Source organism: Flavobacterium poyangense, from assembly GCF_011751075.1.
Classification (GTDB): Bacteria; Bacteroidota; Bacteroidia; order Flavobacteriales; family Flavobacteriaceae; genus Flavobacterium; species Flavobacterium poyangense.
Map to the genome: position 1 here is coordinate 359,408 of NZ_JAALLN010000001.1, position 23,032 is coordinate 382,439.

Consider the following 23,032-nt stretch of genomic DNA (forward strand, 5'->3'; position numbering starts at 1 on the left):
CTTATGAATTACAATATTAATAAAGGCATTGGAAGAACCGTCGAATTTAAAGGACTTAAAGCGCAATACCTATTCATTTTCGCCGGTGGATTACTTGGTATTCTTATCCTTGTTATGATCCTGTATATGGCTGGTGTAAACTCGTATCTCTGTCTGTTTCTTGGTGTTGGTGGCGCTTCTCTGATCATATGGCAAACGTTCTCCCTAAACAAAAAATACGGGGAACACGGGCTCATGAAAATAGCCGCTAACAAAAGGCATCCCCGCTACATCATTTGCCGAAAGCCTGTATACCGTTATCTGAAATTCATCGCTAAACCACCTGTCGTATGAGAAATGTAGCAAAGACCACCACATTGGAAAGTAAGTTTCCCTTGCTCGCCGTAGAGAACAACTGCATCCTTTCTAAAGATGCCGACATTACGGCCTGCTTTGGGGTGCACTTACCCGAACTCTTTACTGTAGCCTCAGCGGAATACGAAGCCATCCATGCTGCCTGGCACAAGGCAATCAAGACGCTACCTGATTTTACGGTCATTCATAAACAGGATTGGTATATTAAAGAGAACTATACCCCTGATTTAGCAAAAGACGACCAAAGCTTCTTGTCAAAGTCTTATGAACGTCATTTTAACGAGCGTCCCTTCCTGAATCACTACTGCTATCTCTTTGTCACTAAAACGACAAAAGAACGCATGCGTATGCAGAGTAATTTTTCTTCATTGTGCAAAGGTTCTTTAATTCCAAAAGAGATCAGGGATAAAGAAGCTGTACAGCATTTTATGGAAGCTGTAGCACAGTTTGAGCGTATTGTAAATGATAGTGGTTTTATCAGACTGCAACGTCTAAACGAAGAAGAAATCATTGGTACGGATGATAAACAGGGATTACTGGAGCAGTACCTAACCTTATCCAGAGAATCTGGAACACCCATGCAGGACATCGCTTTGGGGAATGAAGAAGTTCGTATTGGCAATAAAAGATTATCCTTGCATACGTTGTCTGATACCGATGACCTGCCGGGAACGGTAACTGTTGATACCCGATATGAAAAGCTGTCTACGGATCGCAGTGACTGCCGATTATCCTTTGCCGCACCTATGGGGCTGTTGCTCAATTGTAACCATATCTATAATCAATACCTATTTTTAGACAACAGCGAAGAGAACCTACAGAAGTTTGAAAAGTCCGCCAGAAATATGCACTCACTGGCTCGTTACAGTCGTTCCAATCAAATCAATAAAGAATGGATAGAAAAGTACCTGAACGAAGCCCACAGCTTCGGACTTTCCTCAATTCGTGCGCATTTCAACATCATGGCATGGTCGGAAGATCCTGCTGAATTGAAACAGTTAAAAAATGACTGTGGCAGTGCGTTGGCACTAATGGAATGTAAACCACGTCACAACACTACGGATGTGGCTACACTTTATTGGGCAGGAATACCAGGCAATGCCGCAGACTTTCCAAGCGAAGAAAGCTTTTATACTTTCATTGAACCTGCTTTATGTTTTTTTACTGAGGAAACCAATTACCACAATTCGCCCTCCCCTTTTGGTATTAAGATGGCCGACAGGCTTACAGGAAAACCCATCCATCTGGATATTTCCGATCTGCCGATGAAACGCGGTATTATCACAAACAGGAACAAGTTCATATTGGGCCCTTCAGGTTCGGGTAAATCTTTTTTTACCAATCATATGGTCAGGCAGTATTACGAGCAAGGAGCTCATGTGCTGTTAGTGGATACCGGAAACAGTTATCAGGGATTGTGTGAACTCATTAAGGGAAAAACCAAAGGTGAAGACGGGGTTTACTTCACTTATACAGAAGATAACCCTATTGCTTTTAATCCTTTCTATACCGATGATGGCTTATTCGACATCGAGAAACGTGAGAGTATCAAAACACTAATACTCACGCTTTGGAAACGAGATGATGAACCACCTACCCGATCAGAAGAAGTGGCTCTCTCCAATGCGGTAAGCGGTTATATCGAACGTATCAAGCTCGAAGATATTTCCCCCTCTTTCAATGGTTTTTATGAGTATGTACTAGGAGACTACCGCACAGTACTGGAAAAAAAACAGGTCAGGGAAAAAGACTTTGATATTGCCAATTTCCTCAATGTTCTGGAACCCTATTACAAAGGAGGTGAATATGACTATCTGCTTAATTCTGATAAACAGTTAGACTTGTTGTCCAAAAGGTTTATTGTCTTTGAAATAGACGCCATCAAAGATCATAAAATTCTCTTTCCCATTGTGACGATCATCATTATGGAAGTCTTCATCAATAAAATGCGAAGACTCAAAGGTATCCGTAAACTCATCCTGATTGAAGAGGCTTGGAAAGCTATAGCCAAGGAAGGTATGGCAGAATACATAAAGTACTTGTGTGCGCCCGTCAAGGTGGCTTAATAAATATCTCTGTGGCAAGAGATTAGGTTAGTGTTCTTTAAAAAACCTATCATCAACCGACTTATCTGAAAGGGAAACTGGACAGGGAGTGTAGCATGTCGGTAAAGTCATAAGTCAGTTAGTTATCAAACTGCTACTGAATGGCGAGGTGAAAAGATGGATATGAGGATAAAATCCGAATTGATTGAACGATAGTCCGAGCGGTTCCACTTGAAACTATGACGTAAGATAGCTATCAATCGTCATACTGTAATACTTCCTTAGTGAATAGGTATAAGAGAAGCAAGAACTTATTACAGCGCAGTCACAGTAAGTGTACAAAGGACGGAAGTTGTATCCGACAATCCATCGTGCCAATAGTTATTAAGTCGCAAACGGGGATTACCTAAATCGGAATGCCGTAAGGCTATGAGGGTTTGCCCTCTGAATATTCGACATGGTAACGGAGCTTCCGTAGTAGTCCGAGCAAGGGAAAGCCTTGTACATGGCGAAGGGAAGCAGCTAATTTTTATTAATACAATTAAAGGAAAATGTGAGAGACATTATGAGAAATCCAGAAAGAGTATTAAACAGTCTAATGGAACACAGTAAAACTTCAAGCTACAGGTTTGAAAGGCTTTACAGAATTCTGTTCAATGAAGAGATGTTCTATGTTGCCTATCAGCGCATTTATGCAAAAGAGGGCAATATGACAGAAGGTTCAGACGGTCAAAGTATAGACAATATGAGCCTGTCACGCATTGAGAAACTGATAGCCTCATTGAAAGATGAAAGCTATCAGCCCCAGCCATCGAGGAGAGTCTACATACCGAAAAAGAACGGTAAGATGCGACCTCTTGGCATACCTGCTTTCGATGATAAGTTAGTACAGGAAGTGATAAGAATGATTTTGGAAGCTATCTACGAGGGACATTTTGAATATACCTCGCACGGTTTCCGTCCAAATCGTAGCTGTCACACTGCACTGGCTCAGATTCAGAAGTCATTCAGTGGAGCCAAATGGTTCATTGAAGGAGACATAAAAGGATTCTTTGATAATATCAATCATGATATACTGATAGGCATCCTTAAAGAACGTATCTCCGACGATAGATTTATAAGGTTAATCAGAAAGTTTCTGAATGCAGGTTACATTGAAGATTGGAAATTTCAGAAAACGTACAGCGGAACGCCGCAGGGAGGTATTGTCAGTCCTTTACTGGCAAATATTTACCTCGACAGATTAGACAAGTACATGAAAGAGTACATCACAAAATTCGATAAAGGGGAAAAACGCAGACCAAGTAGAGTCCGTAGGGATTTTGAAAATGCTAGAAGAAGAACTGTGAGAAAACTAAAGTCCGTAGAAGACGAAAGCGAAAGAGCGGTTTTGATCCAAAAGATCAAAGCAGAAGACAAGGAACGTGTAATGTTTCCAAGCTGTGACGAAATGGACACAGATTACAAGAGATTGAAATATGTCAGATATGCAGATGATTTCCTAATTGGGATAGTAGGCAGTAAACAAGATGCTAAAGAGGTTAAGGAAGATATTAAAAATTTCCTTGATGAAAAGCTCAAACTGGAATTGTCAGATGAGAAAACACTCATTACCCACACGGAAGATTCGGCACGTTTTCTAGGCTATGAAATCTTTGTGAGAAAGTCCAACGCACAGAGACGGGATATTGCAGGTCGTTTGAGAAGAACCTATGGTAAAAGAGTCTATCTCAAATTGAGTACAGAAACAATGAGAAACAAATTACTTGACTATGGTGTATTGGAATTCCGATACCAAAACGGCAAGGAAATTTGGAAACCAAAATGCAGGTCTGGACTTATATTCAATGACGACCTTGAAATACTCGACCGATACAATCGGGAAATAGGAGGTTTCTACAATTACTATGCTATTGCCAACAACTGTTCTGAATTGCACAATTTCAGGTTTATCATGGAGTACAGTATGTACAAAACCTTTGCTGGGAAATACAAAAGTTCAACGAGAAAGGTAAATGCCAAGTATCGTAGAAATGGAAAATTCACAGTAAGGTTTACCACTAAATCTGGAGCGGTAAAAGAAAGATACTTCTATGACTTGGGGTTCAGAAGAAAGAACCCGATGACAGACGCTGGCTTTGATATTTTGCCTTACTCCATCTTTGATGCAGGTAGGACAAGCCTTATAGACAGGCTCAAAGCTGAAAAGTGTGAAATGTGCGGAGCTACGGAAAAGCTTGTCATGCACCATGTACGAAAACTCAAAAACCTTGAAGGGAAAAAGAGTTGGGAAAGACACATGATTGCAAGAAGAAGAAAAACCGTTGCTGTATGCTATAGCTGTCATCAGAAAATCCATAACGGAACATTAGACTGACAAGATTAGTGGAGAGCCGGATACGCGGAGACGTGTAAGTCCGGTTCGGGGGCGAGCATTTGGAAACCTACCGTAGTAATACGATAAGGCGCTGGGTGCTTAGCCTACTTAAGACCGTTAGGAAATTTTTCGGAGAAGCTATCGTAGTTACGCAGGAAGTAGATGACATCATTCAGTCTCCCATTGTAAAAGAAAGTATTATCAATAATTCTGACTGCAAAATCCTTTTAGACCAGCGTAAATACATGAATAAGTTTGATGAGATACAGGCCATGCTTGGGCTAACAGATAAGGAAAAAGCACAGGTATTATCTATCAATATGAACAATGATCCTTCACGACTCTATAAGGAAGTATGGATCGGACTCGGTGGCACGCATTCGGCAGTTTATGCCACAGAAGTGAGTATGCCGGAATATCTGGCTTATACCACGGAAGAAACCGAAAAAATGGAAGTGATGCAGCTCGCCTCAGAGCTTGGTGGAAATGTAGAGCTAGCAATCAAACGCATTGCTTTACAGCGACAGGAAAAAGCAAATCAATAATCAGTTCTAATTTAAAAATTATAAAAATGAAAAGACTAATCTTAATGGTGTATACGATGCTATTGTTAGCCGTAGCACCTTGCGCAAAAGCCCAATGGGTTGTTACAGACCCGACAAATCTGGCCTCAGGTATTCTAAATAGTGCCAACGAAATTGTACAGACCTCCTCTACTGTTTCCAATGTCTTTAAAAATTTTAAAGAAGTAGAAAAAGTCTACAAACAGGGTAAAGAATATTACGACAAACTGCAATCTGTAAGCAATTTGGTAAAGGATGCCCGTAAGGTACAACAGACCGTGCTTCTGGTTGGTGACGTATCGGAGATGTATGTATCCAATTTCGGCAAGATGATGAACGACCCCAATTTTACTACACAGGAACTTGTGGCTATAGGCAATGGCTACGCATCACTTCTGAATGAAAGTACGGCGCTATTAAAAGAACTAAAACAGATCGTTACGACAACGAACCTTTCTTTTAATGACAAAGAACGTATGGAAATTATTGATCGTGTCTACAAAGAGGTAAAAGACTATCATAGTCTTGTCCGTTATTACACCAATAAAAACATTTCGGTGACTTATCTCAGGGCAAAGAAGAAAAATGATGCCAAAAGAGTCCTTGACCTCTACGGATCTGCTAATCAAAAATACTGGTAAGTTATGCAATGGGATAACCTACACGACGTATTACGTGCGCTCTATGACGATATGATCCCACTAGCGGGTGAAATGGCAGCGGTGGCAAAAGGTCTGGCAGGACTCGGAGCCTTGTTTTATGTAGCCTACAAGGTTTGGCAGGCACTGAGCCGGGCAGAACCTATTGATGTATTTCCTCTTCTACGCCCTTTTGCTCTGGGGCTTTGTATTATGTTCTTCCCCACTATCGTATTGGGCAGCCTTAACGCAGTACTTAGTCCAATAGTAAAAGGGACTCACTCCATACTGGAAGAGCAGGTTTTGGACATGAACAAATTGCAGCAGCAAAAGGATCAGTTGGAATACGAAGCCATGATCCGAAATCCGGAAAAAGCCTACATGGTCTCTGACGAAGAGTTTGATAAAAAACTTGATGAACTCGGCTGGTCGCCCTCCGATATCGGGACAATGGCAGCCATGTATATGGACAGGCAAACCTATCAAGTGGAAAAAGCTTTAAAGGAGTGGTTTTTAAATCTGTTGGAAATTCTGTTTCAGGCAGCAGCATTAGTAATTGATACCATAAGGACATTTTTCTTAATCGTCCTGTCTATACTTGGTCCAATTGCCTTTGCTATTTCGGTCTGGGACGGTTTTCAGTCCACGCTCACCCAATGGTTAACGCGATATATCAGTGTTTACCTCTGGCTTCCTGTTACGGATCTTTTTAGTTCTATGCTGGCCAGGATACAAACGCTCATTTTAGAGCGTGATATCGAAATGCTCTCCGATCCTACCTATATCCCTGATACTTCCAATACCGTGTATGTGATCTTTATGATCATAGGTATTGTCGGATACTTTACGATTCCCACAGTAACAGGCTGGATCATTCAGGCCGGCGGAGCAGGAAACTTTAGCCGTAATGTTAATCAAACCGCCATGAAATCCGGCAATATTGCAGGAGCCGGTGCCGGTTCAGCTGTTGGAAATATAGGCGGTAAACTACTCAATAGATAAAAACAAGTACTATGGAATTTAAAACACTCAGAAACATCGAAAACAGCTTTAGACAAATACGCTTGTATGCGCTATTGTTTGCCGGGATTTGCCTACTCGCATCGGGATTTGCCATCTGGAAGTCCTACCGTTTTGCTGAACTTCAAAGACAAAAAATCTATGTTCTTGACAATGGTAAATCGCTGATGCTTGCTCTTTCGCAAGATGTCACTATCAACCGCCCAGTAGAGGCCAGAGAGCATATACGACGCTTTCACGAACTGTTTTTTACCCTTGCCCCGGATAAAGAGGCTATTGAAAATAATATGAAAAGAGCTTTTAATCTTGCCGATAAAAGTGCCTTTGATTACTATACAGACCTATCTGAAAAAGGGTATTACAATCGTATCATATCAGGAAATGTTCAGCAACGTATCGAAGTAGATAGTATACTGTGTCATTTTGACGCTTACCCCTATGCTGTTCGTACCTATGCCAAGCAGTTCATTATACGTTCAAGTAATATAACCAAGCGAAATCTCGTAACCTCCTGTTTCCTGGTAAACTCTGTCCGATCGGATAACAACCCGCAAGGCTTTAATATCGAAAAGTTCGCTGTAACCCAAAACAACGACATTGAGGTCATCAATCGCTAAAACCTATCGGATGAGAACAATAAGAATAAACCTGGAAAAATGGTTTGAGGGACAGGATAAGCGTTGGCGCGCTTTGCCCCTACACAAACAGCACAGCTATACCCTGCTTTTATTTACAGCCTATCTGTTGCTTACCGCCGGAGTTATTTTTAAAGTGTGGTATGATACCACTGATGCCTACACCTATATGGTAATCAGACCTATCGGAAACCCCGTCTTTAAAAAAGAAAATCTTAAAACAAAAGATACACCATCAACTTTTCTAAACGATACGATTTATGAAAAATAATGAAAATAAGGTCAATATTCTCATGGGAGAAAATAACCCAACCCGATCCTCTAATCTGCCTCAAGATAAAAAGAGCAGTTTGGAGAGACTCAAAAAGCCCCTGATATTCGTTTTAATGGGAATTGTATTTGTAAGCTGTCTGTACCTGATCTTTAAACCAACTTCAGATCAAAATGAAACGCAAAATCTCGGTTTAAATGATGCTGTGCCACAGCCTGCAAAAGCAGAAATGCAGTCCGATAAACAAAAAGCCTATCAAGAGGAAATGCTTGAGCAAAAAGAGCTGCAAAAACGAAATGCCCTGACTTCGCTTTCCGATTACTGGAATGAGGACAGCTCCTCAACTGATTCTCCTAACAGACTCTCCGATGAAACGGGTCAAAACATTAATTCCGGGAATAGTCCCGGCAGACCTGCCAACGCTTCGTTAAACAGTTATCGAAACACCCAAAGTACGTTAAGCTCCTTTTATAATGACGACAACAGTCACACCCACGAACTTCGTCGTCAATTGGATGATTTAAAAGAGCAATTAGCCCAAAAGGATGTTCCCAAAGTCTTAACAGCAAACGATCAGATGGCTCTGATGGAAAAATCGTATCAGATGGCAGCTAAATACCTCCCGAGTCCTGTCAATGTTACAGAAACCAAACCTGCTAATGTCACGACTGCTGCTGCTGCGCCTTCGAAAAAAGAATACTTTCAATCCTTCACTCCGGTAAAAAAAAACACCGTATCGGCGCTCTATCGTGAGCCAACCGACAGTACTCTTTCAGAGCATAGGAATCGAAGCTTTTCTGCAGCCGGCTCAAGTTCTACAGCTGTACCGCCAAAAAACAGCATTAAAGCCTGCATACAGGAAACACAAACCTTTATTGGTGAGGCAGGTGTACGACTTCGTTTACTAGAAGCTGCCCAAACTTCCAATGGTAAATTTCCAAAAGGCGCCCTTTTAATGGCAAATGGTAAGTTTCAGGCAGGTCGCTTGCAGTTAAAGGTTACCTCAATTGAACTTGATGGTCATATCATTGCGGTGGATCTTACTGTTTATGATCTGGACGGACAGCAAGGTTTGTATGTTCCATATTCTGCTGAAATGAATGCCGTCACGGAAATGGCCGGTAATATGAGTCAGACTTCCGGAACAAGCTTTATGCTTACCCAATCGGCAGGGCAACAAGTGGCCGCTGATCTGAGCCGTGGTGTCATTCAGGGAGTCTCAGGTTATTTCTCCAAAAAGATCAAGACGCCAAAGGTCATCTTAAAAGCCGGACATCAGGTGTTTCTTGTTTCCAAAAAATAAAAAACCAAACTCTCTTTCAAAATGAAAAATCAAATTAAATCCTTCTGGATAACTATGATGATAGTGGGCTGTACTTTTTTAACATCGGCGCAGGTTACAACAAAAAATGCACTGAGTCTTGACAAAATGGAATCGTATCGTCTGGAAGTCACTTACGATAAAACGTCACATCTGATCTTTCCATCGGCTATACGTTATGTCGATCTTGGTAGTGATTATCTGATTGCCTCCAAAGCAGAAGATGCAGAAAACGTACTGCGAGTAAAGGCATCGGTAAAGGAGTTTGAAACCGAAACCAATTTTTCGGTCATTACCCAGGAGGGACATTTTTATAGTTTTAATGTCACTTACGATTCCTCTCCAAAAGTCCTGACGTATGATCTGTTGAGTATGCAAAAGACTGTAGATAAAACTAGTGGTAAACATGTCTTTTTTGAGGAACTTGGTAAGTCTTCCAATCTTGCCGATCTGCTTTTGGAAACGATCTATAAAAAGGATAACAGAGTGATCAAACACATTGGAGCTAAAAGTTTTGGCTTACGGTTTATCCTTAAAGGAATTTACATTCATAATGGCAAATACTATTTTCATACCCAGCTTGTCAACCGCAGCAATGTTCCTTTTTTAATTGACTTTATCAATTTTAAAATAGTCGATAAAAAAACGACTAAACGTACTGTCGTGCAGGAAAGGCTTCTACAACCACTTCGTACGTACAAGCCTCTAAATGAAATTAACGGAAAATCCACTGAGCGAAACGTCTTCCTGCTGGATCAGTTCACCATTGATGACGACAAAGTACTCCGAATTGAGGTCTTTGAAAAAAACGGCGGCAGAAACCAAAGCTTTGAAATTGAAAATGTTGATTTGCTCAGAGCCCGTCTGATAAAAGACACGCACCTGAAATTTTAATAATCTAAAAAAGATAAAAAATGAAAAGACATATTTATATCCTAATGCTGCTTTTGATAAGCAGCCAAACAGTGCTGGCACAACGCATGCTACCCCGGCAAAAAGGGTTGGAATTAAATGTTGGAACCCTCTCCAATGAAAGTCCCGGCAGGAACTATTACCTGAATATCGCAGCAATTGTAAATGGTAAAAATGGCAATTACAAAATCTGGGGGGTCGAGTATGCTCATCAGTATTACCAGTACAAAGGTCTTCGTATACCTCATCAAACTTTCAGCGCTGAAGGGGGATACAGTTTCTACCTCATCGGAGATACGTATCGAAATATTACCCTAAACGCAGCCTTAACAGCTATAGCAGGCTATGAAAGTATTAATAAGGGAGAGGCTGTTTTATTTGACGGAGCCAAAATCGTAGGTGAGGATAACTTTATCTATGGAGCCGGCGCCAGACTTTCTTTTGAAACCTATCTCTCTGATAATCTTGTACTGCTTCTTCAGGTGCGTCTCAAGGCTTTCTTGGGTACTGATATGGAGCAGTTTCGAACATCTGTGGGTATAGGACTTAGATTTAACTTTTAAAAAAATAGAAAAAATGAAAACAATTTTTAATAAACGTACAATAACGCTATTGCCAGTACTGGTTCTGGTACTGCTAGTTTCTCTAAATTGCGTATCCTGCGCAAAAGACGATCTGGAAACACAAAACAATTTTCCTTTTGAGGTTAGTGTCATGCCGGTTCCCAAAGAAATTGCTAACGGTGAGACCATAGAAATAAGGCTCGCTCTTGAAAGAGCAGACCAGTATAGTGAAACTAAATACTTTATCCGGTATTTTCAGAATGATGGTAGAGGATTTCTACTACTTCAAAATAGACGTGTTCTTGTCCCTAATGACTTATATCCATTAGCCCCCGGACCATTTCGTTTGTACTATACTTCCGGCTCCAATGTATCACAATCTTTTACGATTTGGATTTCGGATAATTTTGGAAACGAAAAAGAGTTGACTTTTGATTTCAACAGTGCCAATTAAATGTAAAAGTCCTGCTAGAAGTAGCAGGACTTTTTTATCTACTAATGATTTTTATTTTTCATCTACGATACTGATGATCTTAGCTTCTTTGAGTGTAAATCTTAGCTGTTTGAACTTCTGAGTACTTTTTATTTCCGGATCTGAAGTCTGGGGAAAATATTTTAGCCCAATGGTTACTACAGGCCCATCAAAGTACCATTTGGATCTGATCTTGAAATCTTTTGCACATAATTCTTGTTTTGAAGAGCTTAAAAAATCTTTTAATTCTTCTATTGTTGTAGTAGCAAAAACTGTTTTCCATCTTTCCCATATCTCGAAGACAACATCTTCACTGAGATTTTTCAGGATTCCATCCAGATCGGATCGGTTGCAGGCATTAACAAAATCTCTTACAATCTTTCGGGGCATTTTTTGTACTTCTCTTATTTCTTTCTTTTTAGTCTCCAAATACGCAGCAAAATCACGATCAACCACTTCGCTTAATTTATGGTATCCAAAGTGAAAAGCTTCTAAAGGAGATTTGTAAAGCCTGTCTTTGAAAAAATCAGTGTCATCATTCACATTATTTTTAAACTCATTTAGTAAGAGAAACCCTTTTTCATTAGTAGCTTCATTTACACCATCAATAATGTTCATTTGATAGAAGTGTTCTTTGCCTTCAAATAAAACTTTCACTTTGGGATTAAATTTCGGAGTTTTTTGAACCGATTTCTTTACAAGGTACTTAGTTTCATTTAATGGATTTTCAATTCGCCTGCCCCATCCATCAGTAGAAAATTCCGATTGGTATCGTGATATTTGAACCCTTATTTCTTTTCTTCCGCTTTCCAGGTCATCTGTATACTCATAGTCGTCAAAACAATTTAAAATGGCTGTATCGAGTTCCCACTGTTCATAATCACTGGTAAAATCAATTTGAAAGCTCTTTTCATATTCCCGAATGTAAACAGGAGACTGTAGGCTGCTATTGATAATTTGCTGCTCTATGGCAGTAAGGTCTGATTTTCTATTGACTGTTATTACAATCTGGGTTTCGATCATTGGACGATTTGTTGTTTACTATTGACTGACAAGCTTCAAATTTAATTATTTAAGATGTTATTTTACTTTTGAAAACAAACAAAATCCAACTCGTTTGGCGGTCTTCTTTTGCTTTTTTTCTTTGGACGCTTTTAAGGAAAGAAAAGAAGTCTTCCTTAAAAAATAAAAGGGATCATAATATCCCTTACAAAATATCCGCAGCCTGTTTAATAAAATGGAGGAAGATTCCTTTTTTATTAAAGTGGCTGCATCCGCTAAGACGCAAAAAGGCTGTCCCGACCTTTCGAAGGGAGTGCCTTTTTGCCGCCCGAAATTGCTTTTAATCTATTTTCAGGGGTTGGCTTTGGAAGTTCTTCAGATTGAGAAAAAAGCCCCTGTTTTCAATCATTCCATAGCGGAACATCGACCATAAGAGCGAGCAACCCATTTGAGCCAATGTGGCATTGATATACAAATCCTGCTTTTCGAGTGCGCAGGCTAAACTACAACTTGGCGCATCGTCTGACTCTTCAGACTCTTTGAGCAGTTTACCAAATTCATCGGTAACCATTGGCAGGCTTGCCACAGGCTGATACTTCTGCGAATCAGGCTGTTTTATCTCTTTAATGGTGGAGAGTATAACCTGCCCTGTTTGCTTACTGTTCCCGAAGTCGAGCCAATATTTAGGTTCGTTGCGAGTGGCTCTGTGTGTGCTCATTTCTTTAAGCATTTGTGCAATTTCAAACCTTCCCTCTACCGTATCCACACAACTAATGTAAAGGGTGGCTTTGGCATTTTCAGCAATGCCCCCTATCGTATTGTACTGAAACTTTTGGGTTTCCGCTTTCCAATTTGTTCCCATGAACCTGTTGACCCTGTTTATTAAAGCTACTGACTTATATATTCCTGTTTCGCTAGGTGCAAACCGCTGTCTGCCCAAATTGGCTTCTGTGATGATGTCATCATCCCACAGACGTACCTGCAATCCTGCGTGTCCGAGTTCCGTAAGGCTATGATTCATTTCCATTAAAGCAGTTAAAACCTTTGAGCCTGTCCCTCCCGCCCCTATCAAATTGACTTCAATAGGATTGGTCGGACTAATGAGATAATTGTCGGTAAAATGTACTTTGGTTTTCATAACAATAAATGTTTAACGGTTTTGTTACTAGATTTCAATACTTCTTTCGGAAAGGGTTTATCGGTATTGACAAGACCTTTCCATAGTGCCACACAATTGCCTTTTACAGGGCTGTTACTACCTAACAAATGGCTGAAATAGGAATTGAAAAAATAGTGTTCCCATGCGCTTGTAAATTCTTCTACGGAAGCGGAGTTTTTAATATCCACACTTACCGTTCCCATGCAAACTTTACCGTCTTCATAAATATTGAAATAAGGCGCATGATAGAGTTTTGTCTTTATTGTTGGTCTTCTGTCTCTTGCAAGAGCATATACGGCAAGACTGTTTTTACTGGCGTACCAAATCATTGGCGGTACAGAGGTTTTACCACTGGGGATTTGCAGACTCTCTACAAAATACAACTGTCGTTGTTGCGCTTTGGTGTACCAAACTACCGTACCTTTTTCCATACTTGGATTGATATGTAAAATATTGCTTGGTAATATCCCTTCCGATTTCAAATAAGCACTATTTTTCTCTTTTTCTGTTTGGAGCGCTTTTGCCAATACACTGGCTTCTTTCACGGTCAACGGGTGGGCATTGACAGGATTGCCGTTTTTGTCCATGTCAAAATGTTCTACATAAACATCTGAACTGCTTCCTTTGCTCTGATAAAAAACCAAAGCCGATTTGGGATGGTACAACGCCCCAAAATCTTTTGTTATATCGTTCATGGTTTCCATACGGTTTTGTTTTTTAAAAGTCATTTAAAATGTCACACAACTTATGCAGTAGTTCAAACAAACGGTTCTCAAAGCAAAGATTAACGCCTGTCATATCCTTGCCATCAAACTGCTTTTCAATAATGGGTTCTTCCATCTGTCCGTACTCCTGCATTTCATTGTTGACCGCGTCAATAAGTGTATCATTGAGCCAGCCTTTATGGTCAGCATAAAAGGATACATATTTTTCCATTCCGATGATATTTTCTATATCTTCCTCTGATGCCTCCCCGTTGGGTCTTGCATTGCGGTATATTTTTTCATTTGGATAGAACGTACAAAGGTCAAAGGCTTCTTGGGCTATTGCTAAACATATCCCATCAAATTTGTCTCTTATTCTAAATCTCTCGATACGTTGCTCAAAGAGAGTCAGGTTGGTGGGATTGTATATTTTTTTCTCTATACAATCCCCTATATATTGGGCTTGCACAATCTCCGATAGGCAGACTTCTGTTTCTTGGGTATAGTCGTCCTCTTCTATCCAATCGTTTAACATCTCGTACATCCAATACAAATAGCTCTCGTTATCCCTGTAATACGCAATACCCGCCACATGATACAGATAAGCGCAAACAGAGAGTAACAAATGAGCATTTCTTTTTCGCTTAGGCTTACGGAGCATTCGATACAATGAAGCCACAGGAATGTAAAAGAGTGTTGAACCTGTACTATAACGTTCCTCCGTTATAAGGTAGGTTTTCTCAGTATCCTCTACCAAACGAATCTCGTCAAAATTGGGAACACTCTGCTTTAGCTTTTCCTCCACATCCCACATTGCCAATGCAATATTGTAAGAATAGTCTAAATGGTTGGTCGGCATGGGTTCTATCTTATAATGTTCTGCCAGTCTGCAAAGGGATTTGTAAAAATCGCTCTGCATTTTATCCGATTCCTTACAAGCCTGTACCGTTTTAATTTCGTTCAGTTTAGGCAGGAATGTACACTTTAGAATACCATCGGAAGCATGGTCGTAGGTACTGACTTGCACTTGTCTTTTTGTATTTGGCTTGCGTCCTTTGGCTTTTGCATCCAATCCATAAATTCGCTGAGTTGTCGGTGCAATTGTTGTTGCCTTTGGTGCTGGGGTAGCCTGATAGTTCCCGATATAATGTTGCGTTGCATAATTCATCGTTTTTGATTTTTGATTTAACCTTTGGTTCCCATCACGCTCTCGAATTTGTACTCTACGGTATCGTCCTTAATTTGAGGGGCAGATACTTTTGCCGTTGTGAGTATGGGGTACATATTGGCGTAAAAATTCATCACGGCTTCCACGCTCCAACGGGGTTCGGGGTCGGTTAGTCTGATGTCCTGTCCTTTCTCTTTGAGTATAAATACCCGTTCTAAATGTGTTGCTACTAACATGACTTTTCTTTTTTGAATTATTGCTTTTATTCTTCTTCTCCTTCTGTTTCTTCACTTGGGTAATCTTCTGTCCTTTCAGGTTCTGTAATTGCTTCCTCCATTGCTCCAAAAAGACTTGGTGTTGAGAACTTGTCCGATAAAGATGTTCTTCGTTTGCGTATCTCGTCTGCCTTTTGCGGAAATTCTCCCATATCAGGAACTTTCATCCACGCTTCACGGAACTTGCCTTCTTTTTCAAGTTCGTCCACCTTTGCCATAGCCTCTTTGTATTTTTTGTCTTTGCCTTCGAGTTCTTTCTTTTGCTTATCGGACTTTTCTTTTTCCATTGCCGATTGCTTTTTGGCTTCATCCAACTGTTTCATAAAACCTTCCATATCCACCATTAATCCTGAAGCCTTTTGTATAGGCGTAGTGATCTGCTCAAAAAAACCCTCGTCAAATTCCTTCGCTGTGGCGTTAAAAGTTAAGGGAGGAATTAGATTTTTGGCATTATCGACACACCCCTCGTTACTCAATAGTACCGATACGATAAGATGCGTATCGATGCCTTTGGCTATTGTCAGTTGCAGACTTCCTGTAAAATCCAACTGTGCTATCTGATTGAAAAAATTTGTGTTCATATCCATTGTTTTATAAGAGGCTACCACCTGTAAAGGCAGTAGCCTTTTGTTATCTTAATTAAGGATTAGGGTTTGTGCTCCTTCTGTTGCAAAAGCAGTACACAATTCAAATGCTTTTTGAGATTTGAGTTGGGCAGTTCCTCCCAATACAATACTTTGTAATTTGGCTTCATTGTCTTTGTAATTGCGTACATTCTGATAGTAGCCCGTCACAGCATTATATGCTCCGAATAAAGTTCCTTTAGTGGTGTCCATTTGCTGTGTATCGCTTACCATAGCATAAGCAAAGGCATCTTCTACCGTATTTTTAAAGAGCGTGGAAACTTCATCTTCTGCCCCTTTTTTGAGTAAATCAAAGGTTTCTTTATTCGGGCATAAAGCCAACTGGATTAACTTTTTTACCTCTTGGTCGGTAACTTTTACTTTTGCCCAATCATTAAATATACCCTCCAACTGATGGCTTAGTGTATTGGCAAGCCCCATAATTTTATGCGCATTTTCGATACGTTGTTTTGCTCCCGAAGTGTGTTTGATGCGTACAACGTTGGTCATACAGCGCAGGGAAGCATTAAGTGTGTTTTGACACACTATACGAATTGGAGTAAAAGCGGCTGTGATACTTCCGCTACCATCGTGCGAAGTGGTCAGGAAAATATATTTTTCTGTTACATCATCGCCATTACCTACACGGATATAGTCAGGTAGTTTGGCTGTAATAAAGATACGTTCCCCGTTGCCTAACGCTCCTGCGGTTTCGTAAAGAATGCCGTGCTCACCGCCAACTATAGCATCAAAGAAGTTAAAGACTTCACGGTTTTGTACAATGTGGTAGTCCTTGCCTACTACGCCCAATACCGTATTGTTATCGGTACGGATGTTGGCGAAATAATTAGGTACATTCAATTCGTTACTGCCAATCTCTATGCCTTGCGAAGTTTCGATTATACCTGAGCCTTTGGTTAACAGTGGGGATTTTACCACTTCATAATTGAGTCCTGCGTATTTAATAGCTTCCTCACTTGTAGGGTACTGAGTTACTATCTGCCCCAAACCGTGCCATGCTTTTTCTTTTACGCTAAAAAAGGAATAACGCCCTGTGTTCTGATTGAAATTGATATTATGTGCCATGATATTTAAATTTAAAAGAGTTAAAAATGTTTTGAATTTTGTTGTTAGAATGGCAGGTCTTCGTCTGTCTTGCTGTTACTGTTTTCTGTAGAAGCTTGTACCGTTTCTGTCTTTTTACCACCCCCATGCAATTTGATTTGCGAGGTATTGAAATTCAGTCCTGCATGTACTTCGCCGTTACTGCCTGTCCACGCCCTTGCGCTTGCTCTTCCTGTGAGTTCCACGAGTGCCCCTTTTGTGAGTATGGTGGCAACCTTGACACTAAGCCAATAGGCGCAATCAAAATAGGTTGCCTGTTCTATGCGCTCGCCCTGTTTGTTTTTGTAACTGTCGTTGATGGCTACTGAAAAGTTTACGACTTGTTTGTTGTTTGACAAAGTGCGTACCTGCGCATCTTTTGTCACTCTACCGATAATGTTCATAGTTTGATATTTTAATGTTAAACAATCCTGTTTTCTTCCCTTTACCTGCCTGACTCAAAAAGCATTTTTCCAAAAGAAAAAAAGGAAAAAAAGAAAGCCATTAGAAGGTATGGACAAAGCGGAAAGCCAAAAGGAAACGGAATAATTGGAGGGGCACCCTTTAGGGGAGCAAACCGTTTATGCCGTAGTCTTTTGGTGGCGGGTGCGGCGGGTGTCCATAATACCTTAGCTGCCTTTTTATCCTTTTCGCATTGGAAAATAAGCAGCCTCGATTATTTGATTTCTATTGTTTTTCAGGAGTTCAATAGAAAGTTGTGACCATAAAAAGAGCCCTGGTAAGGGCAGTAATGTTTATTTTTTTGAGATTTTATGGGCATTAAGGTATTGTTTCATTTTTCTGCCATATACAAATAAAAAAGTAAAAAAAAGTACGGATTATCCGTAAAATTTAGCGATCAGCGTCGATTAATTTTGCGCCCCCAAAATAATTTATAAGCCTCGAAAGTATCTATGAAAAAACATTACATTCTATTGCTTTTTTTTCCTTTTGCTATTTATTCACAGGACGTATTTTGGGAAAAATCGTATGGCGGAAAACATGCCGATTATCTTTTTGATGCCCAGCCAACAGCCGATTACGGTTTTATCCTGGCAGGGAGTTCTCTTTCGGACAAAACCGGAAATAAAACAGACGACAATCACGGTGATGTAGATTACTGGCTCTGGAAAATGGATGAAAAAGGCGATTTTGAATGGCAAAAAAGCTTTGGAGGAACCGGATTTGATTTACTACAGAGCGTAAAGTCTACCCGTGACGGAGGTTTTATACTTGCCGGTACTTCCTCTTCTTCCGACGGATTTGAGAAAGGTGAAGCTTGTAAAGGCATTACTGATTTTTGGGTCATCAAACTAACCGCTGCCGGTACACAGCAATGGCAGAGAACTATCGGAGGTAACGCACAGGATGAAGTATTGTGCGCCTTTCAGACCAAAGACGGTGGTTACCTTGTAGCAGGCTCTTCCGCTTCAGACCTGCCTTTGATTTCTACTACAGCTAACAGTCCTATGAAAAAAGGACTTACCACAACCAAATCAGATCTGTATTCCAAATCCGAAAAAAGTCGCGGCAATATGGATTACTGGCTAGTCAAACTAAGCAAAAACGGAGATATCCAGTGGCAAAAAACCTATGGCGGACAATACTCCGATTTATTAAAAGGGATCGAACAAACTACCGATAATGGTTACATTCTGGCGGGATACTCCAATTCGCCTCTGTCAGGAGATAAAACCGCAAGTGAGAAAGGTCAGGGAGATTACTGGCTTATTAAAATAGATGATGCAGGAAAAATCCAGTGGCAAAATACCTATGGTGCTGAGGGTGATGATCAGCCTGCTGTCATTCATCAAACCGCTGACGAAGGTTATATTTTGGGTGGCAATTCCAACAGCCGAAACCCTTTAACACCTCTTGGTGGTACTGTGAGTAATGGTACCGATTACTGGGTATTGAAGCTGGACAAACAGGGTGAAGTACTTTGGAGTAAAACCTACGATTTTGGTAAAGCAGACTTTTTAACTTCCCTGGTTATTAATGAAGACAAAAGTTATTTAATAGGTGGCCATGCTAAAACCCAGAGCAAACCTTCTCTCTTAACTACTCTGGCGAGTAAAGTAGGGATAAACAAAGAAAAAGAAGGGATAAACGATTATATAGCCCTGAAGATCGATGAGAAAGGTGAAGAACTCTGGAGTAAAATCATTGGGAGCAGCGGAGAAGATATACTTAGAAAACTGATCGAAACCCGTGATGGCGGGTATTTAATGGCCGGGACTTCCAATTCTACCTCATCCAAAGATAAAAACTCCAATATCGGCTCAAATGATTTCTGGGTGGTCAAACTTAAAGACAAAGCCAGAGCAGAAAAAGTAAAAGCCGGTATTGAAGTCATGCCTAATCCTGCAGCAACTTATACCAATGTCATTATTGGGCATGATTTTAAAAAGGGAACCGCTACTCTGGTGGATATCTCGGGACGTATCCTGCAAAATTTTAGCATTACAAGCCGTACCGTACCGGTAGATTTAAGTAAATATTCCGAAGGAATCTATATCATCAATATCAAAACGGATGTAAAAACCCAGTCCGTTAAAGTAATCAAATCCATTAACTAAAACCGTATGACTTTATTACAAATCCAAAGCCGGATAAGCGGTCTGCTTTTCCTGCTGCTTCTTTTTATTGTTTTACCAACTGCAGCTCAAACCGATAACAGTAAGTTTTTACCCAATATAACACCGCCCTCACCGACGGCCGGGGAATTGGGAAAATTTGGAAATGTTCCTGTGGGGCTCTTTACCGGTGCGGCCAATCTTTCGATTCCGTTGCTTAGTTTTAAAACAAAAGATTTAGAATCGCCTATATCTTTGTATTATGGTTCTAATGGGATAAAGGTCGATGAAGTTTCCTCTAATGTCGGACTGGGATGGAATCTTAATTTTGGAGGGGTCATTACACGTACCGTGAGGGATAAGGATGATGAGAATACAGTGCCTCTTTATCCACCTGATGATTTAGCAGGAGCTACAGAAGCACAAAGAGTAGCATTTTATAAGGCTGCCGGTCAGGAGAGCGCTGATACAGAAAGCGATGTGTACTCTTTTAATTTCAACGGGAATTCCGGAAAGTTTGTTTATGACAAAAACAACCAGCCTGTTTTAGTAAACAATAAAAAAATTAAAATAGGGCGAACCGGAATCAATAATGCTGATTTTGTGCTGACAGATACCAAGGGAATTAAGTATTTTTTTACCGAAAAGGAAACAACCACTTTTAGAAGTTCAGGGGCAGGCCATTCTGTAATAAGCGCTAGTGTAACGGCTTGGTACTTAAGCAAAATAATCCATCCCAATGGTTCTGAAATTTATCTGGCCTATGACAATTATACCATGGAATATGTTGCTTCTAACGCTCAGTCCTTGGTAATGTCGTATCCTCAGATGCAATTTAGCTGTAATAATTCTGTTTATTCTACACTACCCACTCTTAGCGGAATCACTGCTTCGGATATGACTGTGACGGGGAAAAAAGTTGCCAAAATATTCAGTAACAACCCAATAGATGGATACATTACTTTTGGTTATCATGATCCGACAACATATACAGATATAGATGGAAATATTAAAATAGAAAACATAACATTAGTTGCCACTGTAACTGATACTATTGAAAAAATTAAGTTCGATTATTTAAAAACATTAAATCAAAGAGTTTTTCTTCAGAATATCACTTTTCGCGATCCTACTAAAAATTATAAATTTGAATATACAAGCCCAACCGAATTTCCCAAAAGGCTATCCTTTAGTCAGGACCATTGGGGATATTATAACGGAAAAGAAAATTCAAATTTAGTTCCGAAAAATGTAAACGAATACGATCTCAATGATCTCAATTACGGGGGAGCTGACAAAGAACCCGACGGCAATTTTGCTAAAATTGGATTGTTGAAAAAGATTTTTTACCCCACAAAAGGATATACCGAATTTGACTATGAAAGTAATACGTTTTGGGGAGAAAAAACGACCTATCCTTCTAAAACGAATATACGATTTAAAAGAGGAGAAAATGATCTTGATGAAATTTTAAAAGGAGGTGTTTTTACCTCTCCCATTGATCAGAGAATAGAATTTACGGGTTATGTTAGCTATGTAAAAGGACCGGCGCCACCCTTAGGACCGGATGGTAATCCGCTTCCGAATCCCGGAGACACAGGACATTATATAGCCTCTGCACAAATAAGTAATAGTGCTATGCCGAACGAATTTCTTGAGATTTATACCATTAGTGACCGGGGCTTAAGAATGAACTATACGGATTATAGATTTACACCAAGACAAACCAATACTTTCTTTTTCGATGCAAAAGCAGGTCAGACTTATAATTTCTGGCTCTATAAAGATGGTTTTAATACTTCAGCAAGTATCAATGTTAATTATTATGCTACTGCCCCTACAACTATTAATACAAATATAGCAACCGGTGGAGTTCGAATCAAGTCTACCAAAGATTTTTCAACTGAAGGAGTTGTGCCGGTTTATAAACGCTATTATTATGGCAATAAAGACGATATCAATCGCTCTTCGGGAAATAAAGGCAGAACACCTCTTTATGTAGATCTTACCATGCAACGAAATCCTTGTCCACCGGGAGATGGTGAATTGGGTGTAGCCTGTTCGTATAGAGACTTAACAAATTTGACATTAAGTTCCAGTAGTATGATTTCCTTATTTGATACCGGCAGCAGTAATTGTTTTTACAAATATGTTACCGTTAGTGAAGGTGGAGACGCCTTTGAAAACGGTGGAGAAATGAAAGAGTTTGCAATTCGCAGAGATAATTTTGGACAATCTCTTACAGGTACCAACGTCAAAAGCGCTCCTTTTACCAATTTTGGTTGGGATAACGGATTCGAGATACGATCGCAGGTCTTTCAAAAAAAAGTAACAGGTAAACCTTTTGTAATTATCGCAGAAACGCAAAGCAATTATAAATTGGATCCTTCCTATACCAACGAAATAAAGGGATATTCTGTTCGAAAAGACTATAATGAAATTTGTCCTAATGCTCAAACGGTCGAGAATTTAAGTATAATGGAATACAAAACAAAGTCGTATTGGTCTTATCTGGAATCTACTGTATCGAAAAGTTATGACCTGAACGGGCTCAATCCTATAGAAACTACTACCAATTATGTATATAACAATTCTGCTCATTTGCAATTGACTTCGCAAAGTAGCAAATCTTCTTTAGCAGAGACTCTGGAAACCAAATTCTATTATCCACAGGATCTGCCAACAGAACCTTTGGTGGCAGATATGATTGCAGCAAACAGAATTGATACCCAACTAAAAATAGAAACCTTTAAAGCCGGCACAAAGATGTCTGAACAAAAAACAGTTTATGCTAAAGATGTTACGACCGGTAATCTGTTACAGCCTAAATTTATTTATGCTGCTAAATTTCCCAACATCCTAACGAATTCTTTAGAGAAAAAAATCACATTTGATAAGTATGATGATAAAGGAAATATCCTTCAGTACACTCCCGAGAATAGTATGCCGGTGGCTATAATCTGGGGCTATGATAAAACAAAACCTATTGCGAAAGTAGAGAATATAACCTCCTACGATCAGGTATTTGCAGCGTACAATACCAACGATACTACTTTTAGAACCAATTTGCCTAGTGCACTGATTACCACTTTTACTTACAAACCGCTGGTGGGCGTAAGCACGGTCACCGATCCTAAAGGCTTTACCACTACTTATCACTATGATGATTTTAACAGACTTGTGGTAGTGAAAGATAATTTGGGCAATGTCGTGACAGAAAATCAATATAACTACAAAAACTAAATAACAA

Annotated in this window: 21 protein-coding genes and 1 pseudogene; 14 read left to right on the forward strand and 8 right to left on the reverse strand. The window is 39.9% G+C overall.

All coding sequences use genetic code 11. From position 1 onward, the window contains the following. Window positions 1-3: 3 nt before the first annotated feature. The 12 genes and pseudogenes from G3A47_RS01435 (at window position 4) to G3A47_RS01490 (ending at window position 11,153) form a co-directional block, all read left to right on the forward strand. The gene (locus G3A47_RS01435; RefSeq protein WP_166919716.1) at window positions 4-333 is read left to right on the forward strand and encodes a DUF4133 domain-containing protein; all 330 of its coding nucleotides are present in this window, start codon (window positions 4-6) and stop codon (window positions 331-333) included. Further along, a pseudogene (locus G3A47_RS01440) lies at window positions 330-2,411 on the forward strand (TraG family conjugative transposon ATPase); the annotation flags it as partial. The gene G3A47_RS01435 and the pseudogene G3A47_RS01440, both read left to right, overlap by 4 nt. 586 nt (window positions 2,412-2,997) lie before the next feature. Next, complete coding sequence (gene ltrA / locus G3A47_RS01445) at window positions 2,998-4,776, forward strand: group II intron reverse transcriptase/maturase (RefSeq protein WP_243860383.1); 1,779 nt, start codon at window positions 2,998-3,000, stop codon at window positions 4,774-4,776. Window positions 4,777-4,835: 59 nt separating this feature from the next. Next, window positions 4,836-5,321 carry a TraG family conjugative transposon ATPase gene (locus G3A47_RS01450; protein WP_166919720.1) on the forward strand — a complete coding sequence of 162 codons (486 nt, stop codon included), beginning with the start codon at window positions 4,836-4,838 and terminating at the stop codon, window positions 5,319-5,321. 26 nt (window positions 5,322-5,347) lie between these two features. Next, a complete protein-coding gene (locus tag G3A47_RS01455) occupies window positions 5,348-5,980 on the forward strand; it encodes a DUF4141 domain-containing protein (protein WP_166919722.1) in 633 nt (210 codons plus the stop codon). Window positions 5,981-5,983: 3 nt separating this feature from the next. Beyond that, on the forward strand, window positions 5,984-6,979 hold the full coding sequence (gene traJ / locus G3A47_RS01460) for a conjugative transposon protein TraJ (RefSeq protein ID WP_166919724.1): 996 nt from the start codon (window positions 5,984-5,986) through the stop codon (window positions 6,977-6,979). A gap of 11 nt (window positions 6,980-6,990) precedes the next feature. Beyond that, window positions 6,991-7,614 carry a conjugative transposon protein TraK gene (gene traK, locus G3A47_RS01465; RefSeq protein ID WP_166919726.1) on the forward strand — a complete coding sequence of 208 codons (624 nt, stop codon included), beginning with the start codon at window positions 6,991-6,993 and terminating at the stop codon, window positions 7,612-7,614. 10 nt (window positions 7,615-7,624) lie between these two features. Continuing rightward, window positions 7,625-7,903, forward strand: a complete 279-nt coding sequence (locus tag G3A47_RS01470) for a nitrogen regulatory IIA protein (protein ID WP_166919728.1) — start codon at window positions 7,625-7,627, stop codon at window positions 7,901-7,903. Further along, entirely contained in the window at window positions 7,893-9,206 is a 1,314-nt protein-coding gene (gene traM / locus G3A47_RS01475) for a conjugative transposon protein TraM (protein WP_166919730.1), read from the forward strand. The genes G3A47_RS01470 and traM overlap by 11 nt, the downstream gene beginning before the upstream one ends. 21 nt (window positions 9,207-9,227) lie before the next feature. Then, window positions 9,228-10,118: a conjugative transposon protein TraN gene (gene traN, locus G3A47_RS01480; protein ID WP_166919732.1), complete on the forward strand. Its 891-nt coding sequence runs from the start codon at window positions 9,228-9,230 to the stop codon at window positions 10,116-10,118. Between the two features lie 86 nt (window positions 10,119-10,204). Continuing rightward, window positions 10,205-10,699, forward strand: a complete 495-nt coding sequence (locus tag G3A47_RS01485; protein ID WP_243860368.1) for a conjugal transfer protein TraO — start codon at window positions 10,205-10,207, stop codon at window positions 10,697-10,699. Window positions 10,700-10,712: 13 nt separating this feature from the next. After that, the gene (locus G3A47_RS01490) at window positions 10,713-11,153 is read left to right on the forward strand and encodes a DUF3872 domain-containing protein (RefSeq protein WP_166919736.1); all 441 of its coding nucleotides are present in this window, start codon (window positions 10,713-10,715) and stop codon (window positions 11,151-11,153) included. Between the two features lie 51 nt (window positions 11,154-11,204). On the opposite strand, the gene G3A47_RS01495 is transcribed toward G3A47_RS01490, so the two are convergent. The 8 genes from G3A47_RS01495 to G3A47_RS01530 all read right to left on the reverse strand — a co-directional run bounded on the left by G3A47_RS01495 (window position 11,205) and on the right by G3A47_RS01530 (window position 17,610). Further along, window positions 11,205-12,194: a nuclear transport factor 2-like protein gene (locus G3A47_RS01495; RefSeq protein ID WP_166919738.1), complete on the reverse strand. Its 990-nt coding sequence runs from the start codon at window positions 12,192-12,194 to the stop codon at window positions 11,205-11,207. Window positions 12,195-12,513: 319 nt separating this feature from the next. After that, window positions 12,514-13,311, reverse strand: coding sequence for a PRTRC system ThiF family protein (locus G3A47_RS01500; RefSeq protein ID WP_166919740.1), 798 nt, complete (start codon window positions 13,309-13,311; stop codon window positions 12,514-12,516). After that, window positions 13,308-14,036 (reverse strand): PRTRC system protein B, encoded by a 729-nt coding sequence (locus G3A47_RS01505; protein ID WP_208328328.1) that lies wholly within the window; start codon window positions 14,034-14,036, stop codon window positions 13,308-13,310. The genes G3A47_RS01500 and G3A47_RS01505 overlap by 4 nt, the downstream gene beginning before the upstream one ends. 13 nt (window positions 14,037-14,049) lie before the next feature. After that, window positions 14,050-15,204, reverse strand: a complete 1,155-nt coding sequence (locus tag G3A47_RS01510; protein WP_166919742.1) for a hypothetical protein — start codon at window positions 15,202-15,204, stop codon at window positions 14,050-14,052. Between the two features lie 17 nt (window positions 15,205-15,221). Further along, the gene (locus G3A47_RS01515) at window positions 15,222-15,440 is read right to left on the reverse strand and encodes a PRTRC system protein C (protein ID WP_166919744.1); all 219 of its coding nucleotides are present in this window, start codon (window positions 15,438-15,440) and stop codon (window positions 15,222-15,224) included. 26 nt (window positions 15,441-15,466) lie between these two features. After that, a complete protein-coding gene (locus G3A47_RS01520; RefSeq protein ID WP_166919746.1) occupies window positions 15,467-16,060 on the reverse strand; it encodes a PRTRC system protein E in 594 nt (197 codons plus the stop codon). Between the two features lie 54 nt (window positions 16,061-16,114). Then, window positions 16,115-17,188, reverse strand: coding sequence for a DUF932 domain-containing protein (locus G3A47_RS01525; RefSeq protein ID WP_166919748.1), 1,074 nt, complete (start codon window positions 17,186-17,188; stop codon window positions 16,115-16,117). Between the two features lie 44 nt (window positions 17,189-17,232). Next, a complete protein-coding gene (locus G3A47_RS01530; RefSeq protein ID WP_166919750.1) occupies window positions 17,233-17,610 on the reverse strand; it encodes a single-stranded DNA-binding protein in 378 nt (125 codons plus the stop codon). A gap of 510 nt (window positions 17,611-18,120) precedes the next feature. Between G3A47_RS01530 and G3A47_RS01535 the strand changes: the two genes are divergently transcribed. Beyond that, a complete protein-coding gene (locus G3A47_RS01535) occupies window positions 18,121-19,785 on the forward strand; it encodes a T9SS type A sorting domain-containing protein (protein WP_166919752.1) in 1,665 nt (554 codons plus the stop codon). 6 nt (window positions 19,786-19,791) lie between these two features. Next, complete coding sequence (locus G3A47_RS01540; RefSeq protein ID WP_166919754.1) at window positions 19,792-23,025, forward strand: RHS repeat domain-containing protein; 3,234 nt, start codon at window positions 19,792-19,794, stop codon at window positions 23,023-23,025. Window positions 23,026-23,032: the final 7 nt, after the last annotated feature.